The sequence below is a fragment of the Enterococcus sp. HMSC072F02 genome (assembly GCF_001837725.1).
GTDB classification, from domain to species: Bacteria; Bacillota; Bacilli; order Lactobacillales; family Enterococcaceae; genus Enterococcus_B; species Enterococcus_B lactis.
The window spans coordinates 198,105-217,481 of the sequence record NZ_KV833968.1; the positions used below are offsets into that span (position 1 = coordinate 198,105).

The window sequence follows — 19,377 nt, forward strand, 5'->3', positions numbered from 1 at the left end:
ATGATGTTCCCCTCTAATCTTAGTATGTTTTAGTATAAATGGTATTCAAACAGCTGACCCTCGATATTCACTCAAAACGCTGGTTTCGCAACTTTTCTTTTACTTCATTATTTTTTGAAGGCTTCTTCTACTATTTCTTCATCTTTTTTTAAACCATTAAAGATCAGATTCAATATGATAGCCGTAATACTACTCATTACGATGCCATTGCCAGTGAACATTTGCAATGTTTGAGGCATTTGACTGAATAGTGTCGGCGTAATATTGAAACCTAGCCCAAATCCAACAGAAACAGCAACAATCAATAGATTTTTATCATTACTGAAATCAACTTCCAACAGCATACGGATTCCTTGGACTGCCACCATCCCGAACATGACTAACATTCCTCCACCAAGTACCGGCTCAGGAATGATTTGTGCTAACGCACCGATTTTAGGGAATAATCCTAAAACAATCAAGAAGAACGCAGAGAAGTAAATAGGTTTTCTCGTTTTGATTCCCGAAAGTTGAACCAATCCGACATTTTGAGAAAAGCCTGTGTAAGGGAATGTATTGAAAATACCGCCTAAGATAACGGCAAGTCCTTCTGCACGATATCCTTTTTTCAATTCTTCTTCTCCAACATTCTTTCCAGTAATGTCCCCAAGCGCAAAATATACACCCGTTGATTCTACCATACTGACCATAGAAATGATGATCATCAGTAAAATCGACCATACATCAAAAGTTGGCTTACCAAAATAAAAGGGTTGTGGGACATGGAACAATGGTGCATCTCCAATCGCACTCAGATCGATCATTCCCATGAAAGCAGCTAAGATGCTTCCACCGACTAAACCAATCAATACCGCGATGGAACGAATGAATCCTTTTGCCAACATTTGCACACCTACAATGAGGAGAATCGTCACAAATGCAAGTAGTAGATTTGTTTTGTCACCAAAATCAGCCGCTGTTGCATTACCGCCACCCATTTTTTCAATTGCTACTGGAATCAATGTCAAACCAATAACGGTGATAACCGTTCCTGTTACTAAAGGCGGGAATAATTTCTTGATTTTAGAAAAGATACCTGAAACTAACACAACAAAGATACCTGAAGCGATAATAGATCCATAAATAGCTCCTACTCCTTCATTAGTTCCGATCAAGATCAGCGGAGCTACTGCTTGGATCGCACATCCTAAAACAACAGGCAAGCCAATTCCGAAAAATCGGTTAACGGTCAATTGCAATAATGTTGCTAATCCACACATAAAGATATCAATTGAAATCAAGTAAGTCATCTGTTCTTGATTAAAGCCTAGTCCTGTACCGATCAAAAGAGGCACCGCTACTGCTCCTGCATACATCGCTAACAGATGCTGCAGCCCTAAAACCGCGGCTTTTCCATTTTGTGTTTCTTTTTCCACGATTATGCGTCCTCCTCAAGAAACTCAACTTGTCCATTCGTCAAGGAAGCGATACGTGCAAGAGAAACGACTCTCAATCCCATTTCTTCAAGCAACTGACGTCCATCTTGGAAAGACTTTTCAATGACGATCCCAATTCCTTCTACTTGAGCTCCAGCTTGCTGGCATAATTCAATCAATCCTTTTGCCGCTTGTCCGTTTGCCAAGAAATCGTCAATAATCAATACTTTATCTTCTGAAGACAAGAATTTACGAGAAATAGAAATCGTACTTGTCACTTGTTTCGTAAAAGAATAAACAGAAGCCGTCAATAATTCTTCATCCATCGTCAAGCTTTTGGCTTTTCTGGCGAAGATCATTGGAACACCTAATTCTTTTGCAGCAAATAAAGCTGGTGCGATCCCAGAAGCTTCAATGGTCACAACTTTCGTGATTCCTTGTTCTTTAAATACTTCTGCAAACCGTTGCCCCATTTGTTCCATCAATACAGGGTCTACTTGGTGAGTGACGAAACTGTCGACTTTTAGTACGCCCTCGCCTAATATACGTCCGTCTTTTTGAATACGTTCAACTAATTCTTTCACTTTATTTGCTCCTTTATCATTTATTAATACCAAAAAACCGCTTTTGTGCAAAAACCTACTATGTTTCTGTTAAAGAAAAACACCCTCCACTTTATCATAAGAAAAGAAGGGTGAAATAGCCAATCTTTTACTTATAGTCCAGCATTTACGGTACTGGCTAGAAACTGTCATCCATATTATGACGATATATAAGTAGGTATGTAAAACTAATAATAGTGTAAAATCATTTTCTTGCAACTGTTTTGCACGTGAAGGCAGTTTGACATATTTGAATAAAGAATGTTGTTTCAAATATTGAAAATAGTCTAACACTACTTTCTGAAACTGACAACGTGGTTTACTTATTTTTTTGTAAAATCTAATGTTTTTTAATGCATTACTCTTTTTTGTTCGGGTTTAAATAGTTGTTTTTATTTTCACTTATCCAAAAATTCTATTTCACACAAAAAGGATTGTGAAAAAAACGTGTCACAACCCCTTTTTCGAATAAATAGTGTTCCAAAGACAATCTACGGCAATAGCGCACAGATTTATAACGTACAGGAAATAATTTTCGTAAATTCCTTCTTATTCCTTGAAGTTGACAAGTTCGTCAATCGCCACTGCTTTTCCTGAAGCAATAGAGTGATTCGCTGCGATTCCTGTCAAAATCGACAGGATACCATCTACGTGAGTTGCTGCTCGATTCCACGGATCTTCTTCCTTTACTTCGCCAAATAGATCATCCAACAAACGTGGATCTCCTCCGCCATGTCCACCTGCTTCTTGTTCAACGATTACCTCATAGGGTTTACCGAACATCGGATAGACCTGGATGGACTGAAGAACGGCTGCTCCCTCATCTTTTTTATCTCCACCAGCGTTGATATAGGACTTTTCGATCACTTTCATTTCGATCCGTCCTTTGCTGCCATTAAAAGAAACATTGAATCCTTCCCACGGCATATACGCATTTAGCGAATACGTCAATATCGTACCGGTCTCGTATTTGACCGTCACTTCTAACGTATCTTCAATAGAAATATCATCAGAAAATACACTGCGATCACGAATGTATCCGCTGTCTTCTTCTGCTTCCAAATACATTTCTCGTAATTCCTCATTGGCTGATAGATCTATAGCAAATGGATCATTTTTGGCTAGTTCGCTTCCATAGCATCGACTGTAAAATGTTTCTACTCCGCGTTTTTCCGCATTATGCATTCCATAAAAATTCAATCCACCAAAAGCGAATACCTTTTTTGGCTGGCTACTCAACCAAAAGTTCACCAGATCAAAATGATGGGTAGATTTGTGCACGAGAAGTCCGCCACTATTGTGTTTATTTCGATGCCATCTTCTGAAATAATCTGCCCCGTGCTGCGTATTCAGCAACCATTCAAAGTGGATAGAGAAAACATCGCCGATTATGTCTTTTTCCAGCAGTTCCTTTATCTTAGTGTGATATGGCGCATAACGATAATTGAAAGTGACTCGCAGATTCCTTCCCGTTTGTTTTTGGACAGTTATTATTTCTTGCGCTTTTTCCTCATCAATAGTCAGAGGTTTTTCGCAAATAACATCATACCCTTTTCTCATTGCACGAATGATATAATCATGATGCGTTCGATCTACTGACGTGATAATGACTTCATCTGGCCGTACATCATCCAGTAGCTGTTCAAATTGCGATGGCATACATGTCTTTACTTTCTTCTGTCCATACTTATTCACAAGTACTCGATTTGCATAATCCATTCTTGTTTGAGACACATCACAAAAACCGACCAGTTCACAAGTTCGATGATACATAGAGGCAATTGCCTCATAAAAAAAGCGCGCTCTTCCGCCAAGACCGACTTGTACATATTTTTTCTTCATTTGAACTCATTCTCCTTTTCTTTTAACCAGCAGGCTGTGACAAACGGCAGTCCGGGATACAACAATGCAGTAAGTAACAGATCATATTGTATACACCAAAACAGCCCATACAAAAGACAAAAATACCACAGAAACCCTTTGACGTTTTTTGACAACAGCCAGATATTTCTTTTGATCAAATAAATAAGACTATCTGCTTTTTCTTCTTTGCAGACATCAATTAGCGTACTAAAAAAACCATGGGATACAAAAAGCAACAGACACAATAGAAAAGGAATCAGATACCAAGCATCAGCCTTTTCTATGAACAAATACCAATCAGCTGCAAAAATAAGAACGAACAGCTGAAACAACGCAACAATGAAACATGACCTTTTGATTTTTTCTTTCCGCCAACCTACCTTCCTTTCCGCCAAATAATGGGCAGATAGATAATAAGCAGGATACATCATCAAAAAATAAATCAGATAGACAACATGGGCAGAAAGCGTTAATCCTAAAGTGAAAAAACATCCTAGGAAAAAAGCGAAAAGACCATGACTGATAAGACTGGTTAAAAAAATCCGACAGAAATAGTAGTTGATCTTGTAAAGAAACATCTCCTCTATTGGCTTTTTCATCTTCAGCCTTTCAAGCCGCTTGTACTGATTCCTTGGACGAGATATTTATTGAAGAATAAGAAAATCAAAAAAACCGGCAGCAGAGACAGCGTAGACATCGCAAACATACTGGCGTAAGTCGTGCTAGATCCAGCATCTGCAAATAATTTGATGGCAATCGATACGGTATAAGATCTCGGCTTGTTCAAATAGATCAGCGGTCCCATAAAATCATCCCATTTCCAATAAAACTGGATAATGATCGTGGTGATGATCGAAGGTTTTAGCAAAGGAAAAATAATTTTGGTAAAGACACTATATTTGCTGCATCCGTCAATAATCGCAGATTCATCTAACTCTTTAGGGATGCCGACCATGAATTGCATGATCTGATAAATAAAAAATGCTTGTCCAAAAAAGTGCGGTAAAATCAGCGGCACATACGTACCAACCAAATTTAGCCGATTGTAAATAATAAACTGCGGAATCAAAATCACTTGTGCAGGAATCATCATCGTTACTAACATGACGACGAACCAAAACCTTTTTCCTTTGAAATCGATCCTCGATAATGCGTAAGCAATACAAGTCGAGCTCAGCACTGTCCCAATCGTTGATACCGCAGAAATGACAAACGAATTCTTAAAGAACGTGAAAAATGAGATTCCAGCAAAACCTGCCCATCCTTCTGCGTAATTTTCCCATCGAAAAGTTTCTGGAGTCAAATTCAGTGAACCACTCAGAATCTCTTGATCCGTTTTAAAAGAACCTGCAATCATCCACAAGACTGGATAAATCATGACTAGACCTAATAGCAAAATAAACCCGTACTGGAACCATTTCATTACTGTTTTATTCATTTTTTCCTCCCCCCGTTCACACAACGACCCATTTTTTTGATGATTTAAAAATCAGAAAGGTGACAGCACCCATGATCAACAGCATGATCCACGAAATAGCACTAGCATACCCCATAGAATTAAAAGAGAATGCTTGGTTATACACATAAAGAGCATAAAAGTTCGTGGCATCATTCGGACCACCTTGGGTAATGATGAACGCTTGCGTGAAAGTCATAAACGCTGCAATCGTCTGCATGACTAAGTTATACAAAATGATTGGCGAAAGAAGAGGTAGCGTGATCTTGTAAAACGACTGCCATTTATTCGCTCCATCGATCTCTGCCGCTTCATAATACGAGGCTGGGATCTCTTTGATACCTGCAGCAAAGATGATCATTGCCGAACCGAATTGCCAAGCAGACATCAAAACAAGAGGGATCATGACCAATTTTTGATCGCCAAACCAGGAAAGTGCTGGTGCGCCTAGGCGTTCTAGAAAAATATTCACTAATCCATTTTTAGAAAATAATTCTCGCCACACTAGAGCAATAGAAATACTGCCGCCAATCAAACTAGGTACATAATACAAAGAACGAAAGAAAGTCGTCCCTTTGATATTTCTCGTTAAAAGATAAGCAATCAATAGACCAAAGATCAGTTTCACAGGCACAGAGGCGAATACATAGAGAAAAGTGACTCGGATGGAGTTCAAAAAACGAGCATCACTTAGCATTTTTATATAATTATCCAAGCCGATCCATGAGACTGGATTCCCCAGCCGATAATCGGTAAACGAATAATAAAGAGACAAGATCATCGGTATTACCGTTATCAATAGAAATCCTAGAATAAATGGAGAAGCAAATACGTAACCGACCACGTTATCTTGATTCATGAATCGTTTTAGTTTTTCTTTTTTCATGCTTTCCTCCTGTTACTATTCCAGAACGTTTGAAGCAAACTCATAAAAACTCTCTGCTGCTTCTTCTGCCGTCATTTCTTCATAGATAACTTTTTCTACTAAAAGATTGTATTGATCTTGGATTTCTGGATTTAAAGCGCTATCAAAAACATTTACTTCACCGTTGTCCATATCGGATATCATTTCTAAATAGTCGAATGTCGCTTGTAAAGTTGTATCATCTGTCTGAGCGAGTTGTTCTCGAATATTGGACATGATTGGTACACCGCGTTCTCCTTTTAAAATCTCATTGGCTTCTTCACTGTTTTGGAAGAAATCAATAAATTTAGCCGCTTCTTCTTTGTGTGCTGAATTTTTTGCCATACTCAGCATTTGCGAAGAACGTAATGGAATACCAGATTCTCCATCTGCTTTTCTGCGAGGAGGATTAATCAATCGAATTTCCATATCTTCAGGAGCGCCTGACAAAATTTCTGTCAACTGGTTACTTGATAGAAAAACCATCGCTGCTTCGCTATCTCTAACTGCCTGAAAAGACAGATCTGTCGTACTTGCAGCTCCACCACCCGGTTCTGGATGGGCACCTTTGTCTACCAGATTTTTACGCAGCTGGAAAAAATCTGTTAAATAATCCGGATTTTCGAATCCCAAACTGTTAGATAAATCCTCCTGATTATAAAAATTCAATCCTTTCTCAACTTGCGGTATTTGAATAATACAGCCAGCTATAAAATCTTCGAACCTTGAAATAGCATAAATCCCTAATTCTTCAGTAATTTGATAGCTGATTTGTTCAAATTCTTCCCATGTCCAATTGGAAGCAGGTTCAGGGATACCTAATTGTTCAAATATATTTTTATTGTAAGCAATCGCAAACGAGTTCACCCCGTTGGACAGTCCAACTAATTGCCCGTCGTAAATCGTCGTTGCCAAATAGGATTCATCCGCATTAGAAACATCAATTATCCCTTTTTCCACATATTCATCTAATGGTTCAATCTGATTGATGTATTGAGGAAATTGATTATTTAATTGAAAAATATCCCAGATATCATTTGATGCTGCTAGCGTACCTAATTTTGTGTAATATCCTTCATAATCATAGAATTCATACTCGATCGTCACATGAGGATTTTTTTCTTCGTAAAGCTCGATTACTTTTACCGTTGCATCGTGTCGAACTTGTGAACCCCACCAAGCCATGTTCAACGTAATTTTTTCGTCGTCCTCTTCTTGCCCACAAGCCGTCAAGAATAATAATATAACACTTAATGCTAAGATGATTCTCATTTTTTTCTTCATTTCCTACACCTCTACTTCCATTGACATTTTTCAATATACTGTATTCTTATACAGTGTATATTTATAAAATCCTCTTTTTTAAAGGCGAATAAAAACCAAGGCTTGCCTTTTTGTTCTGCCTAGGATGAACAACTCAATACTTTCAAGGAAAATTAGATAGTGCTGATTTTTTTCCATTGCTACAAATGCTTCTTGCTTCAATGATGGGAGGATAATTGCGCAAAGAAAAAGGATATCAGACAACCGTCCAATATCCTTGACATAGCTAAATAAGCGTGCCACTCTGCGTATATTATTCCCTAAAAAATCAGAAAAAATAACTAGTAATTCTGTATGAAATTAGGTACAATATACACGTTGATGCACAAGCATTGACTATGGCAACTTGATTGGTCAGTTCCCGCTGACTTTTCAAGCCCCGGTGATTTAGCTGCTACTAAATTGCCGGGTGCCTTTTTTAGTTTTTATTCGTTTTTCATTCTATAGAAAGCGCTTCAATAAATCAAGACATTTTTTTGTTAGAATGCTAATAATAACAAAAGATTTTAACTATTCTTATGTACATTACAGATAAAAAAACAAAAAAATTTCTCTTTTTTTGAATTCTGAACAAATAGTACTGGAGTACAAAAGACGAGGAAGAGCCACTATCTGCTCTTCCTCGTCTTTTGATTCTCACCTGTTATTCATGATTCTTTTTCTCAGTTTCCCGATATTTTTCCATTTTACGACTAAAAAGCTCTCCGCTACTTGGCGGCGTATACGTGATGGCATTTGCTCCTGCTTGAATGGTCTCAGCAATACTTTCTTCCGTTGGACCGCCTGTCGCAATGATAGGAAGTTCAGGATACTTTTTACGAAAATGACGTACTGCTTCTACAGTTTCTTTTCCCGCACTGATATTGATAATCGAAATACCAGCTGCTAACTTTTCATCAATTTCCGTATATTTCGATGTTACCGTACTGATAACTGGGATATCAACTACTCGACAAACTTCTTTCACTGTCTCTAAAGGCGTAGGACCATTCAAAACAACCCCTAAAGAACCTTGCGCTTCTGCAAACATGCTCATGTAAGAAGAACGAGCACCTTGTGTCAATCCGCCTCCTACACCGGAAAAAACTGGAATATCAGCTGCCTCAATGATACTTTTAGTAATTGCTGGATGTGGTGTAAAAGGATACACAGCAATTACTGCATTTGCATTTGTATTTCGTATGATTGCGATATCCGTAGTAAAGATGATCGAACGAATCAATTTTCCAAATATCTTGATCCCGCTTGCTTCTAAAATGATTTCCGGTACTCTTACGATATCTTTTCTCAATTCCGTCATGATTTCCGGCGTAAATTGTTCTGCCATCAGCCACTTCTCCTTTGCTATCTCCGGTCATACTGATTCAACTGGTACGTCTCGATGACCTGGATGATTTTTTGCGCATAACCGGGGTCTGTCGCATAACCTGCCTCTTGCAATGCTTGTGCTGCTTCCTGATAATTGGTGGCCGTAATCACTTTTTCATACAGTGCAGGATTCCAATCTACTCCTTGGACGAACAGTTGTGTATGGTCATCCATGGACTGTTCCCATGAATCATACACTTTGAAGTCTCCTTGGATAGTTATCCATTCTTCATTAACAAATTCCTTTGTTTCCAGGCTTACTTTCTTCTGATCCCCATAAGCCTTGATCCCGAAAAGATTATTGTATTTGCTAGCCAAGGTACTTTTTCCCCAATTCGATTCTAATATAGCTTGTCCTAAAATGATACTAGGAAGCACTCCATAACCATCTTGTAGTTCTTGGGCATGTGGAACAAGCCGTTCAATAAATTGCTGATGGGATTGCGCTTCATTTTCTTGCTGATTATCAGTAAAAGGAGAAGACAGATTCTTCAAGGAAAAAACAAAGGCTAGGAGTATCACTACTACACCGGCAACCACTGCTGGCCAACGGATGTTCTTGCGCTTTTGCTTTTTCCACTTTTTTTTCGCCATGATCAATTCCTACTTTTCATTTAATTCATTCAGATATTCTTCTAGCGTCAATTGGTGTTTGGTGATATACTCAGCATTTTCTTTACCGACATAACGTAAGTGCCAAGGTTCATATGTGATTTTAGTTATATCTTCGCGTCCTTTTGGATAACGAACGATAAATCCATACTGGGCAGCATTATCTGCGATCCATTTAGCTCCAGGCTGATCTCCGTAACTTGCATCCAATACAGTAGAAGGATAACTGTTGTACCAGTTTTGATCGACGACATCGACTGCCAGACCTGTGTGGTGTTCGCTGTATCCTGGCTCCGTAATCGTTTCTTTAGTGATTTTTGTCGCCTCCTCTTCTGATACACCTTGACGACTCATCACATCTTGGACATTTTGTTCGAAAACTTGTTGTTGGGATGATACAGACCGGTAAGCTGAGACCATAACTAACGGAAACCCAGCTGCTTCGGCAGCCTTAGCAAATGCTTCATATTCCGGAGCAATGCGTTTGTCGATCAAATATCCATTACTCAATGATGCCAATTGAGTAGACTCATCGATTTCTTTTTCTAATTTGTGATCTGGACCAACCAAAACTAGTTGCCAATCGTCTGTTTTAACATCTGGCAATTGTTTGGATGTACGATCTTGTGTTTCTTTGTCCTTTGCCTTGCTGCTTGTTGTTTGACTGTTCTTTTCTTTACTAGCAGTTGTTTTGGTGCTTGTTCGTTCGACCGTTTGATTGCCGGCTTGAACATGCGCGTCATCATCGCTAAAAATAACATAGCCCATTGCTGCGATCATAATCACAACTGCTCCAAATCCTAAAAATTTATTCACTTGAAAAATCCTTTCGTTGTTCTTCACGTTCCCCGTTCGTATCATGAACGTAAGTTTCTTCCAGATTTTCATTCACCCAATCAAGAAGTTCGATTTTTTCTCCTTCAATCTGTTTTTGAACATCTGCTGGCAAACGAAAATTCAAAATATCATCATAGCCCCATTCATCATATTGAATACTTACTTTCAAGTCAAGGTATCTACCAGCCTGCTGATTGTTTTTCAAAGGGATCAGCTCGACTTTTGCTGCTTTGCTGCTTAGCCATTTTTGCGCGATACGTGTTTTAATTTGTTTATACTCTGCAACAGCAATATTTCGTTTCTCGGGAAAAATAATCGTTTGACGCAAAATCTTTTGCGTAAGCATCCATTCATAATCAGTGAAAAGATTTTTTACTTTCTGCATCGCTTCAGAAGGCAAATTTTTCTCGCCATCTTTCCATTTTTGCCATTGTTCTGGGCTGATCAGCAAGTATTCATCTAAAAAATTTTTTTCAGTTTCAAACTGTTCCAATAATACACTCATAATAAGATCAATATATACTTGATGCACGTTTATCCCCTCCTTTTAACTATTCTACTTAAGTTTTAGTCAAAAAGCACCTGTTAAATCGCTGCTTTCATTTTTTTTAATGTTTCAAGTCCTCTCCCCTTCATTCTTCGTGATTTTTGTTATAATAATAGACAGAAAAGAATCTCAATCTAACTATGAAGGAGCATTTTCAGATGAAAAAATATCAATGGGGAATCGTGGGTCTCGGTACCATCGCACATGAGTTTGCCGAAAGCTTCAATCAAGAGACAAGTGAACTAACAGCGGTTGCTTCCAGAACTTCAGAAAAAGCGGAAAAATTCGCACACCATTACAATATTCCAAAAGCTTACGGAAGCTATCAAGAAATGTTAGACGATGCTGAAATCGACATCATATACATTGCTGTACCAAATAAACAGCATATCGACCATATCTTGGCAGCATTGGAAGCAGGCAAACACGTCTTATGCGAAAAAGCTATCACGATGAACAAAAAAGAACTAGCTGACGCTATGCGTTTAGCAGAAGAAAAGAATCTGATTTTAGCAGAAGCCATGACTATCTTCAACATGCCGCTTTATCAGCAATTACGTTCAATAATGGATACAGGAAAACTAGGGGCTTTAAAAATGATCCAAGCACCTTTCGGCAGTTATAAGGAACCAGATCCAGAAAACCGATTCTTCAATCCTGAATTAGCTGGTGGAGCTCTATTGGATATCGGTACGTATGCGGTATCTTTTGCTCGTTTCTTTTTGAGTTCTCAGCCTGAAGTAGTTGCCTCTACAATGGTCCCTTTTGAAACAGGCGTAGACGAGCAATCAGTCACTATTTTGCGCAACAAAGAAAATGAACTTGCTGCTGTCAGCTTGACTTTTCAGGCAAAAATGCCAAAAGTCGGGATCGTTGCCTTTGAAAACGGCTATGTGACGATTGCTGATTATCCCCGTGCGGATCGTGCGGAGATCCTATTTACAGACGGTACGAAGGAATTCATCGAAAGCGGAAGTACTTCTGAAGCCATGAATTACGAAATAAACAATATGGTACACATGATCGAAGGTGACTTGCCAAATCGTTCTCTCTTCTTGACAAAAGATGTCATCGACATCTTGGATCAAATGCAAGTTTTATGGCAAAATATGTAATTTTAAAAGGTCGTGAAAAAGCTGGTCTGCATCAAGTAATAAGAACAGCCAAACAAAAATAGCTCCTCCTATTTTTCGTTTGGTTGGACTTATTCCAGTAGATGCAAGCTTGTTTACCAAGAGGTTGTGAGCCTGCCGTTCAGCTCCGAGTCACAAGGAGCAATTTCAATAAACAGTTTCTCATGTTTGTTGAATATTGTGACTTGTGGCTGAGGAGTAGGCATGAGAACACCGTTTATTCGAAAAAAGGATTGTGATAAGAATTTTGTCACAATCCTTCTTGTCTTTTTTTTTGAATAATCACTTTTTCTTCTCTTTTTCTTATATACTATAAGTAGTAAATAGTTTGAGAGAAGAAAGGTGACTGATTATGGCGCAAAATCGTATTTTTAAGACAAGTTTTGCAAGCGTTTACCCTATGTATGTAGCAAAAGCAGAGAGAAAAGATCTTACAAAAGAGGAAGTAGATGAAATCATTTGCTGGCTGACAGGTTATTCCCAAACAGAACTAGAAGAGCAACTACAAAAACAAGTGACTTTCGAACAATTTTTTGCGGAAGCCCCTGCCCCCAATCCTTCTCGTTCTTTGATTACAGGTGTTGTTTGTGGTGTGCGAGTAGAAAACATCGAGGATAACTTGATGAAAGAAATTCGTTATTTAGATAAAATGATCGATGAGCTAGCAAAAGGCAAAAAAATGGAAAAGATCCTCAGAAAATGATCTTTCTTAAGAAGCTCTTTTCCTTCACTCATTTTGTAACGTTTGATTTGGTAAAATGACTAGTTCACGTTAAAATAAGTCAAAGGAGGTTTTCTTATATGTTTGAGACGATTAAACAAAATATTCAAAAATATGCCTTATTAAGAGCTGCTGTTTATATTATTTCTGGGATTGCGATTGTGCTAAACCCTTCTGCTGTTTTTCATTTTATCGGTTATCTGATCACTGCCTATCTTGTTTTGCTTGGGGTGTTGAATCTTTTTGAGGCTTACCGTTTTAAAAGGAAAACAGGTTCTTGGAGTATCGGTCTGTTTAGTGGTCTTTTTTTCCTGATCTGTGCGCTGATCGTTTATGCTTTTGCACCTGCAATCGTTTCTATCCTGCCGATTCTTCTTGGATTAGCTGTTATCATCAACAGCTTGTTCCAGTTGTTCTTCAGCATGAATACAAAAGCTAAAAGTTGGAGTGTTTATAGTATTCTGTTGTTGATTGGCGGATTCGTCTTATTGTTTAATCCATTCAAAAGCTTGATGGTTCTATTTCAAATATTCGGTTTCATCTTGATTTTCATGGGCATCCAGGAAATCATCAATTTTATCAGAGTAAGAAAAATGACTATACGTTAATCGTTTTTAGTTATTAAAATAGACTGTTTAAAAACCAACAAACCAAAAAATACTTTTGGATTGTTGGTTTTTTTATGAGTATATTTTCCTATTTTTTCAATAATATATGTTATGCTAAGTTCGGGCTATATTTTATAAAAAGGAATGATGAGAATGGAATTTATTGGTATTTTATGCCTGATATTGATTTCAACAACGATTGGCTCACATATCTCTAGGAGATTAGGTATTCCAGCAGTAATCGGACAATTACTTGTTGGTGTTTTGCTAGGACAAGCTGGATTGAATTGGGTCAAACCGGATATTCTAGTCCATGACTTCTCGGAGATTGGTGTAATCTTATTGATGTTTTTAGCTGGTCTGGAAAGTGATTTATCTCTTTTGAAAAAATATTTCCGACCAGGCATGTTCGTTGCTTTACTCGGAATCATCTTCCCTGTTGTTTTTGGTTGGCTAACAGGCGAAGCATTCCAAGTTTCGGGAAATGAAGCGATTTTCTTTGGGATTATTCTTGCAGCAACTTCTGTCAGTATTTCAGTTGAAGTATTAAAGGAACTAAACGTGGTGAATACGAAAGAAGGCTCAACTATTTTAGGTGCTTCTGTTGTAGATGACATTTTAGTCGTTTTAGTCCTAAGTTTCAGTCTATCTTTTCTCACTGGAGAAGCTTCTAGCAATGCTTCTTTACCGCTTGTTTTGATTGAACAGCTCGTTTACTTTGTTTTTATTTTCTTATTAGTCAAATGGATTGCACCCTTCTTGCTTTCATTTGCAGAAAAAGTGTACGCAAATTCTTCTATTATCATCGTATCGCTAGTTATTTGTTTAGGTATGTCTTACGTAGCGGATCTTGTAGGTCTTAGTTCTGTCATTGGTGCCTTTTTTGCTGGGATAGCAGTCAGTCAGACAAAGGTCAAAGAAGAAGTATACCACAATGTTGAAGCTTTAGGATATGCAGTATTTATACCAGTATTTTTTGTCAGTGTAGGATTAGAAGTTGATTTTTCTGACTTTGGTGAGCAGCTTCTCTTTATTTCTATATTGACGCTTGTAGCAATTTTGACCAAATTGCTTGGAGGGTATTTTGGTGCTCAGATTGCCGGTTTTTCTCAACATAGTTCATTGATGGTCGGTGCTGGTATGATTTCGCGTGGAGAAATGGCTTTGATCATTTTGCAAATTGGACAGCAAAGTCAATTGATCGAACCACAGTACTATTCACCTTTAGTAATCGTGATTTTATTAAGTACACTTATTTCTCCACTTGTTCTGAAATATTTTACAAAAAAAGTTTATGAAGTGTGAGTGACCCAGAAAGTGGTCGTGAACCTGTCGTTTATTCGAAAAAAGGACTGTGACGATACCGTCACAGTCCTTTTACTATAGTTATGAAGTCGTTCTTTATTGATAATTTTGGTTGAGGTATTGTAATAGTTCGGGTGCTCGTTTAGTTGCTGAATCATCATCTTCTTTATTTTCCAACATGCTAACCATCATATATCCTTGGTTATCAGGGTTGAAAGCAAACAAGAAACTGTTCTCTTTCCCTTTTTCATCCTGTTTTTCTTTGATTTCCGCTGTACCAGTTTTCGCTGCCAATGGAATCCCTAAAGCAGAAAGAGAATGTGCTGTACCATTTACATCTTGCACAACTTCTCTCAGATCTGGCACGATCGTTTGTACTGCTGTTTCGCCGATGACATTCTTCTTATCTTTTGTCTCTTTATCTGAAATCAATTTAGGATAGACAAGTGTGCCATTGTTGGCAAAAACAGAATACATTGCTGCTTGCTGGATAGGATTAATTAGAAGTTCGCCTTGTCCATATCCAGTATCAGCTAGCAAGATATCTGAATTAAAGCTCTCTTCATTAGAAATTTGTGCTGGATTCATACTTATTGGCAAATCAAGGTCTTCACCAAAAATGAATTTATCCAAACCTGCACGGAAATTCTTCTCCCCCATTTTCAACGTTTCTTGTGCCATATATATATTATCGGAATAAATCAAAGCAGTTTTTAAGTCTACTTGTGACACATCACTAACACGAGTTACTTGATACGATCCCCAAGAACTATCTTTTTGCCATTTAAGCCCGTTGATCGTCAACACTTCATTTGGATCGATAGTGCCGTTGTCGAGACCGATTGCTGCTGTGATCATTTTAAACGTAGATCCAGGAGCATAACCTGTCGCAAATCGGCTGATGAATGGTTGTTCAGGATTTTCTTCATAAGCTTTGTAGTCTTCTTGTGAGATCCCGTTTGTCATTTTGTTTGGATCATAGCTTGGAGAGCTAGCAAGCGCAAGAAGATCACCGGTTTTTGGCGTTGTCGCAACAGTCGATCCAGCTTTTCCTCCTAGACTGTCGAAAGCTGTTTTTTGTGCCTTTGCATCGATTGTCAATTTGATATCTTTGCCGTTTTGTACTTCATGCTCGATCAGAACCTTTTTCTCGACACCGTCTGCATCTGTGATGCTTAATTTTCCACCTGTAGTCCCACGAAGATCCTTATCAAAAGCCATTTCCAAACCAGATCGTCCGATTTTTCCACTACTGCTTAATTCTGGATTTTTATCAATATCTTCTGCTGTGATATCTCCCACGTAACCAATCAGTTGAGCAGCTGCTTCACCCAAAGGATAATATCTGCCGTCTACTTCTTGGATAGTAGCTCCAGCTGGAAGTTCTGGCGTTGCTCCATCAATGATTTTCAATGGGACAAAGTAATCGTGTTGTACCCAACTTTGTGAAATAGCCTGATTGATAGCATCTTCTGTTAAGTCGAATACAGAAGCAATGGCTTTGATATTGGCTGTTTTTCCGTCCCCATCCCCAAGTTTGCTTGGAACGACTCCTAATTGTTTTAGTTTGCCGGTTGTTGCTAATGGTTCCCCATTTCGATCTAAAATGTTCCCTCTTGTTGCTTCTTGCGTGGTCAGACTTACTTTGTCATTTCCTTCCATTTCTGGAAAAACCAAGTTAGGCTGCCAGTTGATCGTGGTTTTTCCATCATTTCTGTCTAATGTTCCTTTATAAGAAAGATCTTTCAATTCACCTAATGAGGTATTCATCTTTGCTTTATATGAAAAGCTATAAGTAGAATCATCTTTTTTATCTACTTTTAGATTTGATATCTCAAGTCCTTTGACATCGGCAGCACCGTATATATTTTGGTATTTTTCTAAGATCTCTTTTTCAGATAATGCACTTTTATTTGCTGCCTTTTTCGATGCCATTCCTGCAGCTTTGTTATAATCTCCTTTGTTTAAAGCTTGGACAAATTGCTCAACCGTCTTTTCTCCAGCTTCTACTGCTTGGGTTTCTTGGTAGTGCCGGTAGTAAAAATAACTGCCACCTGCAGCTACTATTAAAATCACTGCGCCGGCAATATAAGCGCCTGTTCGATTTTTGCCGTGCTTGTCACTTCTTTTCATTTTTTCCTCCTTCCTTTGCTTGTTATTCCTTTATTTTCACTATTTATACCTGTTTATTCTAACATAATAAAAGAAGTCAGAACATAACATAAATTGTTATTTCTAACTTCTTTTATTTTATTTTCTTTACTTAATTATTTAGAAATTTTTTGATTGCTTCTTGGTTTTTGGTCAAATCTAATTCCAGAACACTTCCGGAAGGCGTATTGTCGTTGAAGTCCCAACTGCCGTCTACTGGTACGGATAATGTATCGATCTTTTTATTATCGTCTTTGAGGAAATCCATACCGCAATCCAGTAGCACACTCTCAGGAAGGTTCGTTTGGATACTGCCAAGTAGTTTTCCCACTGCTTTCGGTAATTTAAATATCGAAGTGACGTCTTTCAGCTGCTGAGAGATAGCTTTAATCACTTGTTGCTGTCTTCTAATCCTCCCAAAGTCCCCTTCTTCGTCTTCACGGAATCGAGCATACTGCAGTAACGTATTGCCATCCATTACTTGCTTCCCTTTTTTTATATATACGCCATCTAAATCTAAAGATTTTTCTGCATCAATCTTTACTCCATCAGGAAACAGTTCATTGACGCAATCGATAAAATCTTGAAATGTGATACTTGCATAATACGGGGCTTCAAATTTGAAATTTTCCTTTAATGTTTGGTTCAATAAATCAACTCCTCCGTAAGAGTACGCTGCATTGATTTTATCCATTCCGTAACCTGGTATATCGACATATGAGTCTCTCATGATAGAGATTAGTTTTGCTTGTTGTGTTTTCTGGTCGTATTGTGCAACCATAAGTGAATCTGAGCGACCATTTTCGTCTTTCGAACGGGCATCCGAACCAATCAAAGCCACGTTTAGTGTGGTAGGGACACTTTTCGGATCTACCTTTTTTACAGTTGAGGTCTGTTTTGCAGACGAAAATCCATGGACAAATTCAATCGAAAAAAAGCCGACTACTAGTGTAAGCAGTAACAAAACAGATAATATGATTTTTTGAAATACTTTCATTGCGAATTCCTCTTTCTAAAAAGAATCTCTCGCTTGAAAAATAAAAGATAGTCCTTTATGATAATTCAAACTGAGAGATTCTCAGTTTCTCTTTATTGTTTTTCAGGTCGATAGAGCGGCAACTCTTCGGCCTGTATCTTCGAAGAAATATTCAACGTGATCCCGATTCCTAAAGAAAGGATCAGATAACTTGTTCCTCCATAACTAACAAATGGTAATGGCACGCCAGTCATTGGCATAAGCCCTGCGATACTTCCCACATTCATTATCGTCTGAACGAATAGCAAAGTTCCGAATCCTAAAAGAAACAATCCAGCTTGCTGATTTTTGCAACGACTGCTTAAACAAAAGATTCTCATGCATAATGAGAATAATAAGAAAAGTACACACAATGCACCAATTAGCCCAAGCTCTTCTGTAATGATCGAAAAAATAAAATCTGTTTCTGTCTCTGGAAGATATCCCTTTTTTGTGATACTGTTTCCTAATCCTCTCCCCCATATGCCACCATTGTATAGTGCATAAAACGAATGAGTCATTTGATAGCCCGCACCATGACTATCTATGAAAGGATCTCTTAAAGTTGCAATCCTTTCATAAGCATGATTGAACATCTGGGGAAGCCAGCCTTTGTTTCCTAAATATAATACTCCGCCGGCTGCTCCAATCAATAAGGCAGAAAAAGTAACAATCAGATAGATTCCTTTTTTAAATGGAACTGCTGCTGCCCAAAAAATGACCCACGCAATCGAAAGAATCATCAATGCTCCAGCAATCTTTGGCTGGAATAAAATCAACAAAGTTATGCTTACTGTAATCAGGAAAGGTTTTTTTAGATTTTTTGGCGGATTATTTCCGTCACGAAAAAACCAGCTTAGATAAAAAATCAGAAAAAGATTTGCTAATTCTGAAGGCTGGAATTGAATGCCAAACAGAGAAATCCAACGTTGTGCGCCATTGACAGTGATACCGAATATTCCTACTCGTACTAAGATCAAAAAGAAAATCGATAAAGCTAAACCATATCCTGCTATTTTAGGGTGAAGTAAATAGTGCAGTTTGATTGAACGAGCTAAGAAGATTACGCCCCAACTCAAAAATATGAAAATCAGTTGGCGCAATAATAGACTTTTTGTATTTTCATCTGCTTGCAATAAACGATAAGAACTAGCACTGTATACTTCTAAAAGACCGATCATGGACAAAGTCAAATAAGGACCCAAAATCCACCAATCGATCTTTTTTCTTTTTTTCACCGCATCTCCTCCCACGGTAATCCACTTGTCAGGTAAGGAGCGAGTTTGTCTCTTCAAATAAGTCAGTCTTGAAACTATAAAGAAAAGGCCAGAAACCTTTTCGAACAAGAATTCTGACCTAGCATCATCTCATCGTCCGAGTTTTAGCACTATACAACGTAAAGAAAACATTTCTTAGCTATTGGAAAAAGCCTTAATCCGACAGTTTCTGTTTTACCCATTGGCGACTTTCGACGTTTCTGGGCAATAGCCTATGTTTGTATAGGAGCCTCACCTAAC

18 protein-coding genes and 2 riboswitches are annotated in these 19,377 nt (G+C 38.1%); of the genes, 4 read left to right on the forward strand and 14 right to left on the reverse strand.

The genetic code is table 11. From position 1 onward, the window contains the following. Nucleotides 1-107: 107 nt before the first annotated feature. From HMPREF2731_RS11220 to HMPREF2731_RS11270, 11 genes are all read right to left on the reverse strand, one after another. Nucleotides 108-1,415 (reverse strand): nucleobase:cation symporter-2 family protein, encoded by a 1,308-nt coding sequence (locus HMPREF2731_RS11220; protein ID WP_002292241.1) that lies wholly within the window; start codon nucleotides 1,413-1,415, stop codon nucleotides 108-110. A 2-nt stretch (nucleotides 1,416-1,417) separates the two neighbouring features. Further along, nucleotides 1,418-1,999 (reverse strand): xanthine phosphoribosyltransferase, encoded by a 582-nt coding sequence (locus HMPREF2731_RS11225; protein ID WP_002292242.1) that lies wholly within the window; start codon nucleotides 1,997-1,999, stop codon nucleotides 1,418-1,420. 114 nt (nucleotides 2,000-2,113) lie between these two features. After that, nucleotides 2,114-2,211: riboswitch (purine riboswitch) on the reverse strand. Between the two features lie 355 nt (nucleotides 2,212-2,566). After that, complete coding sequence (locus tag HMPREF2731_RS11230) at nucleotides 2,567-3,859, reverse strand: Gfo/Idh/MocA family protein (protein WP_070872987.1); 1,293 nt, start codon at nucleotides 3,857-3,859, stop codon at nucleotides 2,567-2,569. After that, nucleotides 3,856-4,479 carry a hypothetical protein gene (locus HMPREF2731_RS11235; protein WP_002313849.1) on the reverse strand — a complete coding sequence of 208 codons (624 nt, stop codon included), beginning with the start codon at nucleotides 4,477-4,479 and terminating at the stop codon, nucleotides 3,856-3,858. The genes HMPREF2731_RS11230 and HMPREF2731_RS11235 overlap by 4 nt, the downstream gene beginning before the upstream one ends. A 2-nt stretch (nucleotides 4,480-4,481) precedes the next feature. Next, the gene (locus HMPREF2731_RS11240) at nucleotides 4,482-5,318 is read right to left on the reverse strand and encodes a carbohydrate ABC transporter permease (RefSeq protein WP_070872988.1); all 837 of its coding nucleotides are present in this window, start codon (nucleotides 5,316-5,318) and stop codon (nucleotides 4,482-4,484) included. Nucleotides 5,319-5,334: 16 nt separating this feature from the next. Continuing rightward, nucleotides 5,335-6,222, reverse strand: coding sequence for a carbohydrate ABC transporter permease (locus tag HMPREF2731_RS11245; protein ID WP_002313850.1), 888 nt, complete (start codon nucleotides 6,220-6,222; stop codon nucleotides 5,335-5,337). 15 nt (nucleotides 6,223-6,237) lie between these two features. Beyond that, nucleotides 6,238-7,524 carry an ABC transporter substrate-binding protein gene (locus HMPREF2731_RS11250; RefSeq protein WP_002309499.1) on the reverse strand — a complete coding sequence of 429 codons (1,287 nt, stop codon included), beginning with the start codon at nucleotides 7,522-7,524 and terminating at the stop codon, nucleotides 6,238-6,240. Between the two features lie 682 nt (nucleotides 7,525-8,206). After that, nucleotides 8,207-8,890, reverse strand: a complete 684-nt coding sequence (locus HMPREF2731_RS11255) for a beta/alpha barrel domain-containing protein (RefSeq protein WP_002316196.1) — start codon at nucleotides 8,888-8,890, stop codon at nucleotides 8,207-8,209. Between the two features lie 17 nt (nucleotides 8,891-8,907). Continuing rightward, the gene (locus tag HMPREF2731_RS11260) at nucleotides 8,908-9,525 is read right to left on the reverse strand and encodes a glycoside hydrolase family 73 protein (RefSeq protein WP_002309502.1); all 618 of its coding nucleotides are present in this window, start codon (nucleotides 9,523-9,525) and stop codon (nucleotides 8,908-8,910) included. Nucleotides 9,526-9,534: 9 nt separating this feature from the next. Further along, the gene (locus HMPREF2731_RS11265) at nucleotides 9,535-10,359 is read right to left on the reverse strand and encodes a M15 family metallopeptidase (protein ID WP_002344160.1); all 825 of its coding nucleotides are present in this window, start codon (nucleotides 10,357-10,359) and stop codon (nucleotides 9,535-9,537) included. Beyond that, entirely contained in the window at nucleotides 10,352-10,912 is a 561-nt protein-coding gene (locus tag HMPREF2731_RS11270) for a hypothetical protein (RefSeq protein ID WP_002293272.1), read from the reverse strand. The genes HMPREF2731_RS11265 and HMPREF2731_RS11270 overlap by 8 nt, the downstream gene beginning before the upstream one ends. 173 nt (nucleotides 10,913-11,085) lie before the next feature. Between HMPREF2731_RS11270 and HMPREF2731_RS11275 the strand changes: the two genes are divergently transcribed. The 4 genes from HMPREF2731_RS11275 (at nucleotide 11,086) to HMPREF2731_RS11290 (ending at nucleotide 14,694) form a co-directional block, all read left to right on the forward strand. Beyond that, a complete protein-coding gene (locus HMPREF2731_RS11275; protein WP_070872990.1) occupies nucleotides 11,086-12,042 on the forward strand; it encodes a Gfo/Idh/MocA family protein in 957 nt (318 codons plus the stop codon). A 370-nt stretch (nucleotides 12,043-12,412) separates the two neighbouring features. Next, on the forward strand, nucleotides 12,413-12,763 hold the full coding sequence (locus HMPREF2731_RS11280) for a DUF2200 domain-containing protein (RefSeq protein WP_070872992.1): 351 nt from the start codon (nucleotides 12,413-12,415) through the stop codon (nucleotides 12,761-12,763). 98 nt (nucleotides 12,764-12,861) lie between these two features. Then, nucleotides 12,862-13,389, forward strand: coding sequence for an HdeD family acid-resistance protein (locus tag HMPREF2731_RS11285; protein ID WP_002306663.1), 528 nt, complete (start codon nucleotides 12,862-12,864; stop codon nucleotides 13,387-13,389). Nucleotides 13,390-13,542: 153 nt separating this feature from the next. Then, a complete protein-coding gene (locus tag HMPREF2731_RS11290) occupies nucleotides 13,543-14,694 on the forward strand; it encodes a cation:proton antiporter (RefSeq protein WP_002319954.1) in 1,152 nt (383 codons plus the stop codon). Between the two features lie 96 nt (nucleotides 14,695-14,790). On the opposite strand, the gene HMPREF2731_RS11295 is transcribed toward HMPREF2731_RS11290, so the two are convergent. The 3 genes from HMPREF2731_RS11295 to HMPREF2731_RS11305 form a co-directional block, all read right to left on the reverse strand. Beyond that, on the reverse strand, nucleotides 14,791-16,827 hold the full coding sequence (locus tag HMPREF2731_RS11295; protein ID WP_070872994.1) for a penicillin-binding protein PBP4(5): 2,037 nt from the start codon (nucleotides 16,825-16,827) through the stop codon (nucleotides 14,791-14,793). A gap of 130 nt (nucleotides 16,828-16,957) precedes the next feature. Further along, entirely contained in the window at nucleotides 16,958-17,842 is an 885-nt protein-coding gene (locus tag HMPREF2731_RS11300) for an LCP family protein (RefSeq protein ID WP_002309184.1), read from the reverse strand. Between the two features lie 92 nt (nucleotides 17,843-17,934). Next, a complete protein-coding gene (locus HMPREF2731_RS11305) occupies nucleotides 17,935-19,098 on the reverse strand; it encodes an FtsW/RodA/SpoVE family cell cycle protein (protein ID WP_047929758.1) in 1,164 nt (387 codons plus the stop codon). Between the two features lie 120 nt (nucleotides 19,099-19,218). Next, nucleotides 19,219-19,377: riboswitch (M-box (ykoK) riboswitch) on the reverse strand.

Excerpts from the sequence above, each read along its gene's own strand:
- HMPREF2731_RS11290 (WP_002319954.1), top strand. The coding sequence starts at position 13,543 with ATGGAATTTATTGGTATTTTATGCCTGATATTGATTTCAACAACGATT.
- HMPREF2731_RS11300 (WP_002309184.1), bottom strand. The coding sequence starts at position 17,842 with ATGAAAGTATTTCAAAAAATCATATTATCTGTTTTGTTACTGCTTACA.
- HMPREF2731_RS11235 (WP_002313849.1), bottom strand. The coding sequence starts at position 4,479 with ATGAAAAAGCCAATAGAGGAGATGTTTCTTTACAAGATCAACTACTAT.
- HMPREF2731_RS11230 (WP_070872987.1), bottom strand. The coding sequence starts at position 3,859 with ATGAAGAAAAAATATGTACAAGTCGGTCTTGGCGGAAGAGCGCGCTTT.
- HMPREF2731_RS11275 (WP_070872990.1), top strand. The coding sequence starts at position 11,086 with ATGAAAAAATATCAATGGGGAATCGTGGGTCTCGGTACCATCGCACAT.
- HMPREF2731_RS11240 (WP_070872988.1), bottom strand. The coding sequence starts at position 5,318 with ATGAATAAAACAGTAATGAAATGGTTCCAGTACGGGTTTATTTTGCTA.
- HMPREF2731_RS11250 (WP_002309499.1), bottom strand. The coding sequence starts at position 7,524 with ATGAAGAAAAAAATGAGAATCATCTTAGCATTAAGTGTTATATTATTA.
- HMPREF2731_RS11260 (WP_002309502.1), bottom strand. The coding sequence starts at position 9,525 with ATGGCGAAAAAAAAGTGGAAAAAGCAAAAGCGCAAGAACATCCGTTGG.
- HMPREF2731_RS11255 (WP_002316196.1), bottom strand. The coding sequence starts at position 8,890 with ATGGCAGAACAATTTACGCCGGAAATCATGACGGAATTGAGAAAAGAT.
- HMPREF2731_RS11295 (WP_070872994.1), bottom strand. The coding sequence starts at position 16,827 with ATGAAAAGAAGTGACAAGCACGGCAAAAATCGAACAGGCGCTTATATT.
- HMPREF2731_RS11280 (WP_070872992.1), top strand. The coding sequence starts at position 12,413 with ATGGCGCAAAATCGTATTTTTAAGACAAGTTTTGCAAGCGTTTACCCT.
- HMPREF2731_RS11285 (WP_002306663.1), top strand. The coding sequence starts at position 12,862 with ATGTTTGAGACGATTAAACAAAATATTCAAAAATATGCCTTATTAAGA.
- HMPREF2731_RS11245 (WP_002313850.1), bottom strand. The coding sequence starts at position 6,222 with ATGAAAAAAGAAAAACTAAAACGATTCATGAATCAAGATAACGTGGTC.